The 13,609-nt window shown below is 74.5% G+C and carries 13 protein-coding genes; 5 read left to right on the top strand and 8 right to left on the bottom strand.

Features of this window, described 5'->3' with window-relative positions; translation table 11 throughout:
- The first annotated feature begins 1 nt into the window (after window position 1).
- Together ACI79S_RS06530 and ACI79S_RS06525 are read left to right on the top strand one after the other, a co-directional pair.
- Window positions 2-286 (top strand): putative quinol monooxygenase, encoded by a 285-nt coding sequence (locus ACI79S_RS06530; RefSeq protein ID WP_456592627.1) that lies wholly within the window; start codon window positions 2-4, stop codon window positions 284-286.
- A 70-nt stretch (window positions 287-356) separates the two neighbouring features.
- The gene (locus ACI79S_RS06525; RefSeq protein WP_456592626.1) at window positions 357-866 is read left to right on the top strand and encodes a phosphohydrolase; all 510 of its coding nucleotides are present in this window, start codon (window positions 357-359) and stop codon (window positions 864-866) included.
- 78 nt (window positions 867-944) lie between these two features.
- Here the strand turns inward: ACI79S_RS06525 and ACI79S_RS06520 are convergent, their stop codons facing one another.
- From ACI79S_RS06520 to ACI79S_RS06510, 3 genes are all read right to left on the bottom strand, one after another.
- Window positions 945-1,904, bottom strand: a complete 960-nt coding sequence (locus ACI79S_RS06520) for an alpha/beta hydrolase fold domain-containing protein (protein ID WP_456592625.1) — start codon at window positions 1,902-1,904, stop codon at window positions 945-947.
- A 1-nt stretch (window position 1,905) separates the two neighbouring features.
- The gene (locus ACI79S_RS06515; RefSeq protein ID WP_456592624.1) at window positions 1,906-2,727 is read right to left on the bottom strand and encodes a mycofactocin-coupled SDR family oxidoreductase; all 822 of its coding nucleotides are present in this window, start codon (window positions 2,725-2,727) and stop codon (window positions 1,906-1,908) included.
- Between the two features lie 63 nt (window positions 2,728-2,790).
- Window positions 2,791-4,440, bottom strand: coding sequence for an FAD-binding protein (locus tag ACI79S_RS06510; RefSeq protein WP_456592623.1), 1,650 nt, complete (start codon window positions 4,438-4,440; stop codon window positions 2,791-2,793).
- A gap of 56 nt (window positions 4,441-4,496) precedes the next feature.
- On the opposite strand from ACI79S_RS06510, the gene ACI79S_RS06505 reads away from it, so the two are divergent.
- Complete coding sequence (locus tag ACI79S_RS06505) at window positions 4,497-5,075, top strand: TetR/AcrR family transcriptional regulator (protein ID WP_456592622.1); 579 nt, start codon at window positions 4,497-4,499, stop codon at window positions 5,073-5,075.
- Here the strand turns inward: ACI79S_RS06505 and ACI79S_RS06500 are convergent.
- Both ACI79S_RS06500 and ACI79S_RS06495 read right to left on the bottom strand, forming a co-directional pair.
- A complete protein-coding gene (locus ACI79S_RS06500; protein WP_456592621.1) occupies window positions 5,072-6,100 on the bottom strand; it encodes an ATP-dependent 6-phosphofructokinase in 1,029 nt (342 codons plus the stop codon). The two genes, ACI79S_RS06505 and ACI79S_RS06500, sit on opposite strands and share 4 nt — an antisense overlap.
- Window positions 6,101-6,216: 116 nt before the next feature.
- Window positions 6,217-7,050, bottom strand: coding sequence for an acyl-CoA thioesterase (locus ACI79S_RS06495; RefSeq protein ID WP_456592620.1), 834 nt, complete (start codon window positions 7,048-7,050; stop codon window positions 6,217-6,219).
- Between the two features lie 64 nt (window positions 7,051-7,114).
- Between ACI79S_RS06495 and ACI79S_RS06490 the strand changes: the two genes are divergently transcribed.
- Window positions 7,115-7,975 (top strand): siderophore-interacting protein, encoded by an 861-nt coding sequence (locus ACI79S_RS06490; protein ID WP_456592619.1) that lies wholly within the window; start codon window positions 7,115-7,117, stop codon window positions 7,973-7,975.
- 80 nt (window positions 7,976-8,055) lie between these two features.
- Complete coding sequence (locus ACI79S_RS06485; protein ID WP_456592618.1) at window positions 8,056-9,582, top strand: DUF2252 family protein; 1,527 nt, start codon at window positions 8,056-8,058, stop codon at window positions 9,580-9,582.
- Between the two features lie 132 nt (window positions 9,583-9,714).
- On the opposite strand, the gene ACI79S_RS06480 is transcribed toward ACI79S_RS06485, so the two are convergent.
- The 3 genes from ACI79S_RS06480 to ACI79S_RS06470 form a co-directional block, all read right to left on the bottom strand.
- On the bottom strand, window positions 9,715-10,770 hold the full coding sequence (locus ACI79S_RS06480) for an ABC transporter permease (protein ID WP_456592617.1): 1,056 nt from the start codon (window positions 10,768-10,770) through the stop codon (window positions 9,715-9,717).
- Window positions 10,767-12,371, bottom strand: coding sequence for a sugar ABC transporter ATP-binding protein (locus tag ACI79S_RS06475; RefSeq protein WP_456592616.1), 1,605 nt, complete (start codon window positions 12,369-12,371; stop codon window positions 10,767-10,769). Before ACI79S_RS06475 ends, ACI79S_RS06480 begins: the two co-directional genes overlap by 4 nt.
- 64 nt (window positions 12,372-12,435) lie before the next feature.
- A complete protein-coding gene (locus tag ACI79S_RS06470) occupies window positions 12,436-13,599 on the bottom strand; it encodes a substrate-binding domain-containing protein (protein WP_456592615.1) in 1,164 nt (387 codons plus the stop codon).
- Window positions 13,600-13,609: the final 10 nt, after the last annotated feature.

Here is a 13,609-nt window from a genome sequence, read left to right as displayed (position 1 = left end):
CGTGCTGATCGTCCTGTCCAGCGCCGAGGCAGCCCCCGGGCGCCGCGACGAGTTGGTCGCGGCGGCTCGGGCCGTCGCCGCGGCCACCCGCGCCGACGCCGGGTGCGTGACCTACGACTTCGCCGTCGATCTCGACGATCCCGACCGCGTCCTCGGGGTGGAGATCTGGACCGACCGCGCGGCGCTGGATCGGCACATGGCGCACGAGCACACCCGCGACTTCCTGCGGAGGGTCCCGGAACTGGTGACCGGCGAGCCGGAGATGACCTTCCACGACGTCCCCTAGGCGCGGGCACGCCGCCCCTGGTCCACGGCCGAGGGCGGCCGGTCCGGCGAAGGGTGCCTAGCCTCGGTGCGTGCCCTTCACCCTTCCCGACGCCCACCTCCTCGCCCTGGAGGTGCACGAGGGCCAGGTGGACGAGGACGGCCGCGACCACTACCTGGCGCAGCTGCGGCCGCTCGCCGAGGCGCTCCGGCCCTTCGGCCCCGAAGCCGAGATGGCCGGCGTGCTCAAGGACGTCGTGGCGGGCACCCGCGACCACCCCGACCCGGCCCGCCGGTACGACCTCGACCGGTTGCGGGCGCTCGGGGTGCCGGGCGTGGTGGTGGAGGCGATCGACGCGGGCACCCCGCGCCCGGGCGAGCCGTACCTGTCCGGATTCGTCCGCCGGGTGGCCGCCCACCCGCTCGCCCGCCTGGTGAAGCTGGTGGAGAACAAGGCCGACCTCGCCGCCACCGAGGGTCTGGCGCGGACCGACCCGGACCGGGCGCGCACCCTCCGCGAGGGCCGTTACCGCCCGGTCCGCCGGATGCTCCTGGCCGCCGAGGCCGCCGACCGGGTGCACGGCCACCGCATCCTCGTCTGACCGTGCGCCGGGGCGGGTCGTGGTGGTGCCGCCCCGTGCCGGCACCACCACGCGCCGGCCCGACCGGCGGGGCGGGCATCAGCCCGCGGCCGCCCCCAGGGCGGACGACAGCTCCGCGCACAGCTCGGCGAGGGCCTGCGGTGCGCTGCGGCAGAGCCTCGGGAAGGCCAGGTACCCGTGGGGCATCCCGACGTAGGTCGTCGCCCGTACGGGCACCCCGGCGGCCCGGAGCGCATCGGCGTAGCGCAGCCCGTCGTCGCGGATCGGGTCGTGCTCGGCGACCTGCACCAGCGCCGGCGGCAGGCCGCCGTGGTCGGCGGCGAGCAGCGGCGAGACGTACGGGTGCGCACGGTCCCGGTCGCCCAGGTAGTGCGCGCGGTAGGCCTCCATGTCGCGCCGGGTGAGGACGGGGGCATCGGCGTTCTCGGCGATGGAGGCGCTGCCGAACGTCAGGTCGGTCGCCGGGTAGAGCAGCGCCTGGACGGCGATCGCCGGCCCGGACCGGTCGCGGGACATGAGCGCGACGACCGCGGCCAGGTTCCCCCCGGCGCTGTCGCCCATGACCGCCAGCCGGCCCGGATCGGCCCCCAGCTCGCCGGCGCGGGCGGCGACGTCGACCAGCGCCGCGTAGCAGTCCTCGGGCGCGGCGGGCCACGGGTGCGCCGGCGCGAGGCGGTAGTCGATCGACACCACGACGGCGCCCACGGTCGCGGCCACGTTGCTGCACAGCCAGTCGGCCTGGTCGAGCGAGCCGAGCACCCAGCCGCCCCCGTGGAAGTTGACCACGAGCGGCAGCGGCCCGCCGCCGGCGCCGCGGGGGCGGTAGACGCGCATCGCCAGCGGGCCTGCCGCGCCGGCGGTGACGGCGTCCTGCAGGGTCACCCCCGGCGCCACCCCGCCCAGGAGCAGGTCGGTCACGGGGTTGTGCCCGGGCGAGCGCTGCTGGACGCGAGCGAGCCGCTCGTCGTCCAGGGTGGCGACCGACCCCAGCCGCAGCGCCCGCCCGAGCAGCCGCACCCGCAGGTCGAGGCGGGCCACGTCAGCGCCCGAGGATGCCGAGGTCGACCGGCAGCTGGACGCCGGTCACGTGCCGCGCCTCGTCCGAGGCCAGCCAGGCCACCGCATGCGCGATGTCCTCGGGCTGGGAGATGGGGTCCGGCAGCGCGCCCATCAGCATGGGGGCCAGCGTTGTGGCGTACTGCTGCGCGAGCTCGAACATCTCCGCAGGCTGCATGCCGGTGGCCACCCCGTGCGGGTGCACGGTGTTGACCCGGATGCCGTGCTGCCCGAGCTCGTTGGCCATCGTCTTCGCCAGTCCGACGATGCCGTGCTTGCTGGCCGCGTAGTCCGCGAGGAACGGCAGGCCGCGCAGGCCGGCCACCGAGCTGATCACGATGATCGAGCCGCCGGCGCCCTGCTCGAGCAGCACCGGCACGGTCGCCTTCATCGTGAAGAAGGTGCCCGTGAGGTTCGTGTCGATCGTCTCCTGCCACTTCTCGACCGTGATCTCCCAGGACATCGAGCCGGAGCAGATCCCGGCGTTGGCGACGACGACGTCGAGGCGGCCGAGCTCCGCCACTCCGTCGCGGACCACCGCCGTCTGCCCGTCGAGGTCCCGGACGTCGACCTTGCGGGCCAGGATCCGCCGCCCCTGCGCCTCGACCAGGCGGGCGGTCTCGGCGAGGTCCTCCTCGGTGGGGCCGGCGTAGGACGTGGTCTTCGCCGTCTCGCAGTTGTCGATCGCGATGATGTCGGCGCCCTCGGCCGCGAGCCGGACCGCGTGAGCGCGGCCCTGGCCGCGGGCGGCGCCGGTGACGTAGGCGACCTTGCCGGCGAGCCGGCCGGACGTGCTGGTGGTCACGCATCTCTCCTGGGGTGAGGGGAACCGGCGCGCGTCCGCGTGCCGGGAGGGTGGGGGCCGGGCTCAGGCGGGCCGGCGGGCCATGTGCCGGGCGGCGCGCAGCCCGAAGACGGTGGCGGGGCCGATGGTCGAGCCCGGGCCGGGATAGGTCCGGCCCATGACGGAGGCGGAGTTGTTGCCCGCGGAGTACAGGCCCTCGATGACCGAGCCGTCCTTGCGCAGCGCCCGGCCGTCGGCGTCGGTGACCACACCGCCCTTGGTGCCGAGGTCACCGATGACCACGCGGAACGCGGTGAACGGGCCCTTCTCCAGGGGACCGAGGCAGGGGTTGGGGCGCACGGTCGGGTCGCCGTAGTAGCGGTCGTAGGCGGAGTTGCCCCGCCCGAAGTCGCCGTCGACCCCGGCGCGGGCGAAACCGTTGAACCGCTGGACGGTCGCCTGCAGCCGGGCCGGCTCCATGCCCAGCCGCTCGGCCAGCTGCGGGATGCTCCCCGCCTTGACCATGATCCCGGCCTCGCGCATCGCCTTGTTCGCCCGCGGGTCCAGGGCGAACGTCCGCAGGTACCGGCGGGCGTGCCGGGCATCGGCGATGAGCCAGAACGGGCCGTCCGAGCCGCGCTCGAGCATGTGGTGGCCGAGGTCGACGTAGGACTCCGACTCGTTGGCGAAGCGGTCGCCGCCGGCGTCGGTCATCAGCGAGTAGGGCATCGACCGCTCCCCCACGATGAACGCCGGAGCGTGCCCGGCGGGGGCCGCGACCGACGCACCCCACCAGGCCTCGTCCATGAGTTCCAGGGCCGCCCCCGCGCGCTGCGCGATCTCGATCGGGCCACCGACGTTGCCGGGGTTGCCCGACGGCGCCCCGTCGATGCCGTGGTGCTTCTGCCGCCAGTCGCGGTTGTGCTCGAACCCGCCGCCGGCCAGCATCACGCCGCGCAGGGCCCGGATGCGCACCTCGCGACCGTTGCGGCGGAGCCGCACGCCCACGACGCGCTCGCCGTCGAGGACCAGGTCCTCCAGCGGAGCCTCCAGCCAGAGCGGCACCTTGCCGTCGACCACGACGGCCTTGCAGAAGGAGGTGGCCAGAGCGACGCCGATCCCGACCACCCGCTGCCCGCGGGCGACACCACCGAGCGCGCGGAACACGAACCGCGCGCCGCGCACGAAGCCACCCGGGGTGGACCAGGCCCGGCCCAGCAGCCAGACGTCGTCGGTCTTCACCGGGAGCGGCACCGCGTTGCGCAGGGTCGACCACCAGTCGCCGATCTGCTTGGAGTCCAGCGGCTCGGCCTCGAGCGAGCGGCCGATCTTGCCGCCGGGGAGCTCCGGGTAGTAGTCGGGGTAGTCCTTCGCCCGAGCGAGGGTGATGCCGTGCCGCTCGGCCGTCGTCACGAAGTCGGCGACCCCGTCGACGAACGCCTCCTTGCGCTCCCGCGCCATGGCGCGCCCCTCGTCCCCGACCGTCGCCTCCAGGTACGTGAGCGCCTCCTCCCGGGAGTCACCGGCGCCGGCGCGGCGCATGAGCGGGTTGTCCGGCAGCCACATGCCTCCCCCGGACATCGCGGTGCTCCCGCCCCACTTCTCGGTGCCCTCGAGCAGCAGCACGCTGAGCCCCTCGTCCAGGGCGCCCAGCGCGGTGGCGAAGCCGGCGCCGCCGGTACCGACCACGACGACGTCGTAGGTCTCGTCGAACTGCTCCACGCTCGCGGTCACGGTGCCCTCCTCGCCGGTCAACCGGACAGGGTTGTCCGGATGGCTAAGGTGTGAGCATGGCCACGTCGGGTGGGAGAGTCAACCGGGGCCCGGCTGCGGCCACGGACAACCGGCGGGCGATCCTCCAGGCGGCCCGCCGGGTCATGGCCGCGGGTGGCTACCGGGTGCCGCTGAGCGCGATCGCCCGCGAGGCGGGCGTGGGGCAGGGCGTGCTCTACCGGCACTTCCCGACGCGGCTGGATCTCGCGTTCGCCGTCTTCGAGGACAACTTCGCCGAGCTCGAGGCGATCGCCGCCGATCCCGACGCCGGCGCCCTCGGCCGGCTGTGGAGCTGCCTGGTGGACCAGGCCATCGGGACGACGGCCTTCGTCGAGATGGTCGTCGACGCCCGCCGGAACCTGCCCGAGTACGACGGGGCGGAACGGCTGCTCGGGCTGGTGGAGGCCGCCCTGCGCCCCGCCCGCGACGCCGGGGCGGTGCCCCGGGAGGTCGCCGCCGACGACGTGCTGCTCGCCCTCCGGATGACCTTCGGGGTGGTCGTGACCGCCGCGACTCCGGACGCGGTCCGGCCCGCCGTCGACCGGGCCCTGGCGCTGCTGGACCCGCCGTGGGCCCGGCCGGGCACCGGGGTCTAGCCGGTGAAGGCCTGGATCTCGGCGAGCCGGGAGGGGGTCACCGTCTTCAGCCGGGCGACGGCGCGCGCCAGCGGGACCAGCTCGATCTCCGTCCCCCGCAGCGCCACCATCTGACCGGTGCGGCCCTCGTGCGCGGCGATGGTGGCGTGCAGGCCGAAACGGGTGGCCAGCACGCGGTCGAACGACGTCGGCGTCCCACCGCGCTGGACGTGCCCCAGCACGGTGGCCCGCACCTCCTTGCCGGTGCGCCGCTCGAGCTCCTCCCCCAGCTGCTGGGTGACGCCGGTGAACCGGCGGTGGCCGAACTCGTCGACGCCGCCGCGGCGGAACGCCATCTGGCCGGGCAGCGGCTCGGCGCCCTCGGCGACGACGCCGATGACGTGCGAATCCCCCCGGGCGAACCGCTCGCAGACCAGCCGGACGACCTCGTCGACGTCGAAGGGCTCCTCGGGCACCAGGGTGAGGTGGGCGCCGGCGGCCAGTCCGGCGTGCAGCGCGATCCACCCGGCGTGCCGGCCCATCACCTCGACCAGCAGCACGCGCTGGTGGGACTCGGCGGTCGTGTGCAGCCGGTCGATGAGCTCGGTGGCGATGCTGACCGCGGTGTCGAACCCGAACGTCAGATCGGTGCCGTCGATGTCGTTGTCGATCGTCTTGGGGATGCCCACGACCGGCACGCCGGCCTCCGACAGCACGTGCGCCGCGGTCAGGGTGCCCTCCCCGCCGATGGGGATCAGCACGTCGACCCCGTGCTCGTCCAGCGTGCCGATCATCTCCTCGATGCCGGCGTGCAGCTTCTCCGGTGCGACGCGGGCCGAGCCGAGCGTCGTGCCACCGCGGGTGAGCAGGCCGTCGACCGCCGCCACGTCCAGCGGCGTCCAGCGGTTCTCCAGCAGGCCGCGCCAGCCGTCGCGGAAGCCGATCACCTCGCTGCCGTAGTGGGCACCGGCGGTGCGCACCACCGAACGGATGACGGCGTTGAGGCCGGGGCAGTCCCCGCCTCCGGTCAGGATTCCGATGCGCACCGGCTGGCTCCTCGCGCTCGTGGGCCGGGTTCACCCGACCATACGTCATGACGTCTTGACGACCGCCCGTCGACGCGCGGGGTTCGTCAGATCCGTCGGCGCGGCGCGCCTGCCGGTCACCGCTCGGGGCGGAAGGGGTTCCGGCCGGGTCGGAACAGCGTCTCCTGGGTGAAGCTCGCGGCGAGCACGCCACCGGCCGTGCTGATCGATCCGGTGTACCAGCCCCGCCCGCCGGACACGGTGCGCGGAACCATGTCCATGAGCACCCACTCGTCCAGCGGGGCGTGGCGGTGGAACCAGACGGCGTGGTCGAGGCTCGGGCCGGGTGCGGCCTCGTCGTCGGGCAGCGCCGACAGCCCGGTCCCGATGTCGGAGAGGTAGGTCAGCACGCAGGCGTGCACCAGCCGGTCCCCCGGCAGCGGCACCGTGGACCGCGCCCAGAACCGGGTCGGCCAGTGCGCGTCCGGGAAGGGCTGCGGCGGCCGGCGGCCCTCCACGGAGAACAGCCGGGGCAGCTCGAAGGCCGGCAGCCCGTCCGGCGGCTCGACGGCGGGGGTCGGCTGCACCTGCTGATCCGGGCCCGGACCGGGCACCGAGAAGGAGGCCGACATGCTGAAGACGACCTCGCCGCCCTGGAGGGCGACCACCCGCCGGGCCGAGAACGAGCCGCCGTCGCGGTCGCGGTCGACGCGGAAGATCGTCGGGCGCGCGGCATCACCGCTGCGCAGGAAGTAGCCGTGCAGCGAGTGCGGGAGGCGGTCGGCCGCCACCGTGCGGCCGGCCGCGTACAGCGCCTGCGCGGCCACCTGCCCGCCGTACAGCGGGAACGGATCGGCGAACAGCAGGGTGCTCCGGTAGAGATCGCGGTCGATCTCCTCCAGGGCCAGGACGTCGAGGACCGTCGGCCCCGCCACCGGGCTTCGGTCGGGATCGGCAGCCACGGTCTCCACGCAGGGCACCCTAACCGGGTGCCCGGACCGGGTTAGGGTGCCCTCTGTACCGTCGCCAGTCGTGATGAGCGAGCCACGGAACGGCGACGGACGACCGCCCCGCAAGCGGACCCCCCGGATCGGCGAGGTGGTCCGGACCTCGTGGATCACCCCGCACATGGTCCGCGTCGTGCTCGGCGGCGAGGGGTTGGCCGGCTTTCCCGACGGTGAGTTCACCGACCGCTACGTCAAGCTGCTCTTCCCGCCCGCGGACGCGTCCTACGCCGTTCCGTACGACGTCGAGCAGGTGCGTGCCGAGCTGCCCGCCGACCAGTGGCCGGTCACCCGCACGTACACGGTGCGCGCGTGGGACGCCGCCGCGGGTGAGCTGACCATCGACTTCGTCCACCACGGTGACGAGGGGCTCGCCGGCCCCTGGGCCGCCGCGGCCCGGCCCGGTGACCGGATCCAGTTCATGGGGCCGGGCGGCGCCTACGCGCCCCGTCCGGACGCCGACTGGCACCTGATCGCCGGCGACGAGGCCGCGCTCCCCGCGATCGCCGCGACCCTCGACCGGCTGCCCGCCGGCGCACGGGCGCTGGTGTTCGTCGAGGTGGCCGGGCCCGAGGAGGAGCAGACCGAGATCACCGTCGGCCCGGGCGTGGAGCTGCGCTGGCTGCACCGGGACGGCGCCGAGCCCGGTGCGCTGCTGGTGGATGCCGTGCGGGCGGTGCCGCTGCCGCCCGGGAGCGGGCACGTGTTCGTGCACGGCGAGGCCCACGCCGTGCGGGAGCTGCGCCGGCACCTGCGGGCCGTCCGGGGCCTGGACCCGGAGTGGACGTCGATCTCCGGCTACTGGCGACGCGGCGACACCGAGGACCGCTGGCAGTCGGGCAAGCGCGAGTGGAACGCCGCCCTCGAGGCCGAGGACGCCGCCGTCCGGTGATCCGGGCAGGCACCGGACGGCCGGCGAACCGTCACACGAACGTCGTGCCTGGCCGGCCGGCCGGCGGGTAGGCGGACGACATGGACTCCCCTTCGCAGCTCTCCACCGCGACCCGTGACGAGCTCCTGCGCCTGGCCCGCGAGCACGCGATCCCCGGCCGCGGCAGGATGGCCAAGGACCAGCTGGTCGCCGAGCTGCGGAAGCGGATGGCCCCGCCGGACGAGGCCGACCGCCCCGGGCCCGGCCGGCGGCGGATCAGCTCCCGGGTCGACGCCTTCCGCCGGCTCGCCGAGGCCCGGGCGGCCGGTGAGATGGTGCCGATCCCGCGCATGCTGTCAGGGAACGACCGCCGGATACACGTCCGCGAGACGGTGCGCGAGGACCACGAGACCCGCATCGCCAGCCGCGACGTCGAGGCGCAGGCGAAGTTCGACAAGCTGGCCCGGTCGGTCTTCCACTTCTTCCGCGGCACCGCGCTGCTCTTCTACCGGGACCTGGCCGGTGAGGACGCCCGGCTGCCCACCGTGCTCGCCCTCGGTGACGTGCACCCGGGCAACTTCGGGGTGATGCCGAGCGGGGACAACGTCCCGATCTTCGGGGTGAACGACTTCGACGACGCCTACTACGCGCCGTTCACCTGGGACCTCAAGCGCGGCGCCGTCGGCTTCCTGCTCGCCACGGCGGAGGAGGGTGGCCTCGGGGCCAAGAGGCAGCGCGCCGTCGCCCGACGGTTCGTCGGGGGCTACGTCGCCGGGATCGCCTCCTACGCCGCCGAGGGCACCGAGGACTCCGAGCAGCTCCGGCTGGACAACTCCCCGAAACTGATCAAGAAGCTGATCGACGCCGCGCTGGAGGGCACCCGCGCGGACTGGCTGGCCGGCCTGCTCGACGAGTCCCGCAGCGGCTTCCGCACGGACGAGGAACTGGTCCCGGTGAGCAGCCGCCGGGACGAGTTCCAGGAGATCATCGACCGCTTCGTCGCCGACAACGAGGTGCCGGTGCCCGACCGGGCCCGCGGGATGCGCGTGAAGGACGTCGCCGAGCGCAAGGGTGCGGGTACGGCGTCCCTGGGCCTCACCCGGTTCTACGTGCTGATCGAGGGGCCGCGCGCCAACGGCACCGACGATCTGCTCCTGGAGTGCAAGCAGGCCCGTCGATCGGCCCTGGCGGATCTCGTCCCTCCATCGGACTACGTGGTGGACGGCCAGGCCGACCGGATCCGGCACGCCCAGCGCGCGCACCTGGTCAACGGCGACGTCTTCTACGGCAGCGTGGACATCGAGGGCCGCAGCTTCATGGTCCGCGAGCGCGCGCCGTTTCGGGAATCGATCGACCTGGATGAGCTCTCGGAGCGCCAGTGGAAGGACTACGCGGAGATCTGCGGCCGGGTGCTGGCGCACACCCACGCGATGTCGGACGAGACCGGGATCGTCGACTACGACGTCGAGCCGGCGATCCTGGATGCGATCGGCAGCCGGGACCTCTTCGTCGACGACGTCCTGCGGTGCGCCGAGGAGGCGGCCGCCCGGGTGCGCCGGGACCACGCGCACTTCGCCGCCGACCACGCGCTGGGCGCCTTCCGCAACGTCGACGTCGTCTACCGCTGAGCACCCAGCGGGCGGCGCGTCGGGCCGCTCGGCCACCGCCGTGCGCGCACCCGCCGCCCGGCGCCGGGACAGCCGCCCGGTCGTCGACGCCGCGGCCCGGGGAAGCGGTGCTCTCACCCGCCACGCGACGGGTCAGCCGGCCCGGGCCCCGCGGTGGCGGCCCAGGTAGTGCGACAGCCCGACGGCGACCAGCAGCGCCGCCCCGTTGAACACCGGGCTGGCCCACGCGCTGGCCCCGGAGAGGGTCAGCCCGCTGACCGCCACCGAGACGAACAGCACCCCGATGATCGTGCCCACCGCGTTGAAGAACCCGGGCACGACGGCGGTGGCCCCGAGGAACGCGGCGGCCAGCGCGGGGAAGAGCAGAGCGGTCCCGTTGTCGGCCGTCGCACTGCCGGCCCGGGCGAGCGCGAGCACGCCGGTGACCCCGGCGAGGGCGCCGGCCAGGACGAACGTCGCCCACACCGACCGGTCGACCCGCACGCCGACCAGCCGGGCGGACCGGGGGTTCGACCCGATCGCGTAGAGGCTGCGGCCGAACGGGGTCTGCGACAGCAGGTACCAGACGGCCACCGTGGCCAGCGCCACCACGAACACGACCCGCGGGAGCCCGAGCCAGGTGGAGCCGCCGAACCGCGGCAGCGCCGGGTCGATGCCGGCCAGGATCGTCTGCCCGCCGGTGTACCACTGGATCAGGCCGCCCAGCAGCGTCGCCATGCCGAGGGTCGTGACGAAGCTGTTGAGCCCGAACCGGGTCACCAGCAGGCCGTTGATCCCGCCGATGACCGCGCCGACCCCCACGCCGACCGCGACCGCCACGCCCAGCGGCAGGCCGGAGAAGCTCATCAGCCCCGCGGTCAGCACGCTGGACGTCGCCGCGATGGCGCCGAGGGAGAAGTCGAAGTAACCGGTGACCAGCGGCAGGATCACCGCCAGGGCCAGGAGCGCCACCACCGACTGGTTGCCGAGCAGCACGCCGGCGTTCTGCGTGGTGAAGAAGGTGTCCGAGCTGCCGGGGTAGAGCGCGAAGAAGGCGATGACCACCAGCAGCAGCGCGAGCAGCGCGTTCCGTTCGGCGAACCCCTTGAGCCCGGACGAGCGGGCCGCGGGCGGCTCCTCCACCGGGGCGGTCGACCCCGGATCGGCCGGCGACCCGGTCTCGACGTGCTCGGTGTTGGTCAGGCTCATCGCTGGGCTCCTGGGGCCGGCGCGGGGCCGGGCGTCTCGTCGGTGCTCTGGGTCAGTTCGGTCAGCCGGTCGGCGGTCAGTTCGGCGCCGTGCACCTGGGCGGCGACGCGGCCGTCCCGCAGCACGAGCACGCGGTCGCACAGCGAGCACAGCTCGATCAGGTCGGAGGAGGCGACCAGGACCGCGCAGCCGCCGGCGGCGGTCTCGCGGACGGTGCGGTAGATGTCGGCGCGGGACATCACGTCCACGCCCTGGGTCGGCTCGTCGAGCAGCAGCAGCGAAGGCGACCGGCGCAGCCACCGGGCCAGCACGGCCTTCTGCTGGTTGCCGCCGGACAGCGCCGCGAACGGCACCTCCGACGACGGCGCCTTGATGCCGTGCTCGCGGATGAGCTCGGCCGCCTCCGCCCGTTCCCGCCGGGCGGCCATGCCCCACGGCCGCCAGTACCGGCGCAGCACGGTCGCCGAGAGGTTGTGCCGGACGGTGAGGTCCGCGAAGGCGGCCTCCCCGCCGCGGTCCTCCGGCACGTAGGCCACGCCGGCCGCGATCCGGCGGGGCGTACCCCTCCCCGCGTCCGCGCCGGCCGACCCCGAGGCGATCCGCACGGTGCCCGCCTCCGGCTCGTGCTCGCCGAAGACGGTCTTCAGCAGAGAGGTGCGCCCGGAGCCCACGAGCCCGGTGACGCCGACGATCTCGCCCCGCCGGACCTGCAGGTCGACCCCGCGCAGCGGTCCCCCCGCCAGCCCCGCCACGTCGAGGACGACGTCGGAGCCGTCGCCGGGAGCGTCGGTGCCCGCCCGGGGCCCCGGCCGCTCGGCCGCCGTAGGCGAGCCGGTCATGAGCGCGACCAGCTCGCGTTCGGTCGGCTGCGAGTCCACGACCGTGGCCACCGTGCGCCCGTCGCGGAACACCGTGAAGTCGTCGGACACCGCGAGCACCTCGGGCATCCGGTGGCTGACCATCAGCACCGTCTGGCCGTGGTCCGCCCGTCGGCGCACCGCCTCCAGGAGCACCTGGGACTCGTGCTGCGGCAGCGTGGCGGTGGGCTCGTCGAGGACGAGGACCAGGTGCCGGTCGCTCTCCTGGTCCTGGAGCGCCCGGGCGATCGCGACCAGGGTGCGCTGCGCCGGGCGCAGCGCCATGACCGGGGTCGAGGGCCCCGCGTCGATCTCGTAGTCCGCCAGCAGCCCGGCGACGCGCCGGTGCAGGGCGCGCCACGAGACCCGGCCCGCCGCTCCCCGGGGGTAGCCCGCGTCGAGCGCGACGTTCTCCGCGACCGACAGCTCGGGGAACAGGCCGAGGTCCTGGTGGACGAAGCGCAGGCCGGCGGCCCGCCCGGCCCGCGCGTCGTAATCGGCGGCCGTCCACGAGGAACCGGCCACCTCGATGCGGCCGGCGTCGGCCCGGTGGACCCCGGCCAGCACCTTGATGGTCGTCGACTTGCCGCACCCGTTGCCGCCCACCAGGGCGTGCACGGTGCCGCGCCGCAGGGCGAGGCCGGCGCCGTCGAGGGCGAGGGTCGCCCCGAACCGCTTGGTCATGCCGGAGACGCGCAGGACGACGTCCGTCGCGGCCGCCGGCGGGGTCGCCGTCGTTGTCATGGAAGTCCTCTCACCGGTGGCCGCCCGGGACGCGGGCGGCCACCGGTCTCGGCGGGAGAAGGGGTCAGACCCCCCATGCCTCCTGGTAGGCGGCGCGGTAGTCGACCGGCTCGAAGTCCTGGCCCTGGGGCGGCAGGTTGTGCTCCGCGTCCACGACCTGGAAGCCGTCGCCCTGGACGAGCGGCTCCTCGCCGTTGAGCACCCGGATGGCGGTGTCCACCGAGCCCCAGCCGCCCCACTGCGTCGGGTAGCCGACGATCGCGTCCTGGCCCCCGTCGCTGCGGATGAGCTCCATGTTGGCGACGTTGCCGAGGCCGCTGATGACGTTCAGGTCGGCCGAGCGCCCGGAGGAGACGACCGCCTGGGCGAGACCGGCGGGCATCCAGCCGCCGAGCGGCACGAACACCGAGTCGATGTCGGGCTCCTGCAGCAGGGCGGTGGAGAACTTCTGCGGCAGCGCACCGGTCATGACGTCGTTGTTGGCGACCTCCAGCGTGCCGACGATCTCGCAGCCGCCGCACGTGGCGATCTCATTCTCGAAGCCCTCCGCCAGCCACGGACCCCACAGCGGGTCGGTGAAGACCAGGTGGAGGACCTTCGCCTGTCCATCGGTCGTCCCGATGATCCAGTCCGCGGCGAGCTTGCCCTGCAGCTCGAAGCTCTCCTTGACGCTCATGCCCTCGAGCTGCAACCGCTCGCTGGCCCACAGCGGCTGGCCACCGACGGCATCGCAGTCGGCGCCACCGGCACCCACGACGGTGACCCCGGCGTCCTTCGCCTCCTGGAACGGCTGCTGGATGCTGGCGCAGTCGATGCCCACCGGGACCACCACGTCGGCCCCGGCACTGACCGCCTGGCGCACGCAGTCACCCCAGCCGTTGGGGTTCAGCTTCCCGTCGCACAGCCGCACGCTCCAGCCCACGGCCTCGGCCGCCTCCTGCACCGCAGCCGTCGGCGTGGCGCAGCTCGGGATCTGCTCACCGCACGAGATGGCCCAGAGCTCGACGTCCTCGGCCGGCGTCGTCGGCGTGGTCGGGGGCGTGCCCATCTGCCCCTCGTAGGCCACCTGGAGCAGCTCCTGGGTCGCCGCCGAGTCGCCGCCGGCGGCGCCGGTCGTGCTCCCGGAACTGGCTGGGTCCCCCTCGGAGGATCCGCAGGCGGCCAGGCCGAGGGTGGCGACCAGGCTGAGGACGGCGGTCACGCCGAGCCGGCGCAAGGAGCGGGTCATGAAGTTCCCT

Source organism: Blastococcus sp. SYSU DS1024, assembly GCF_054050795.1.
The sequence above is the reverse complement of the archived record's forward strand: the minus strand, read 5'-3'. Positions and strand labels throughout refer to the sequence as shown.

Bases quoted from the DNA above. Each gene is read 5' to 3' on its own strand.
- ACI79S_RS06490 (WP_456592619.1), top strand. From the start codon at position 7,115: ATGAGCGAGCCACGGAACGGCGACGGACGACCGCCCCGCAAGCGGACC.
- ACI79S_RS06505 (WP_456592622.1), top strand. From the start codon at position 4,497: ATGGCCACGTCGGGTGGGAGAGTCAACCGGGGCCCGGCTGCGGCCACG.
- ACI79S_RS06470 (WP_456592615.1), bottom strand. From the start codon at position 13,599: ATGACCCGCTCCTTGCGCCGGCTCGGCGTGACCGCCGTCCTCAGCCTG.
- ACI79S_RS06480 (WP_456592617.1), bottom strand. From the start codon at position 10,770: ATGAGCCTGACCAACACCGAGCACGTCGAGACCGGGTCGCCGGCCGAT.
- ACI79S_RS06475 (WP_456592616.1), bottom strand. From the start codon at position 12,371: ATGACAACGACGGCGACCCCGCCGGCGGCCGCGACGGACGTCGTCCTG.
- ACI79S_RS06485 (WP_456592618.1), top strand. From the start codon at position 8,056: ATGGACTCCCCTTCGCAGCTCTCCACCGCGACCCGTGACGAGCTCCTG.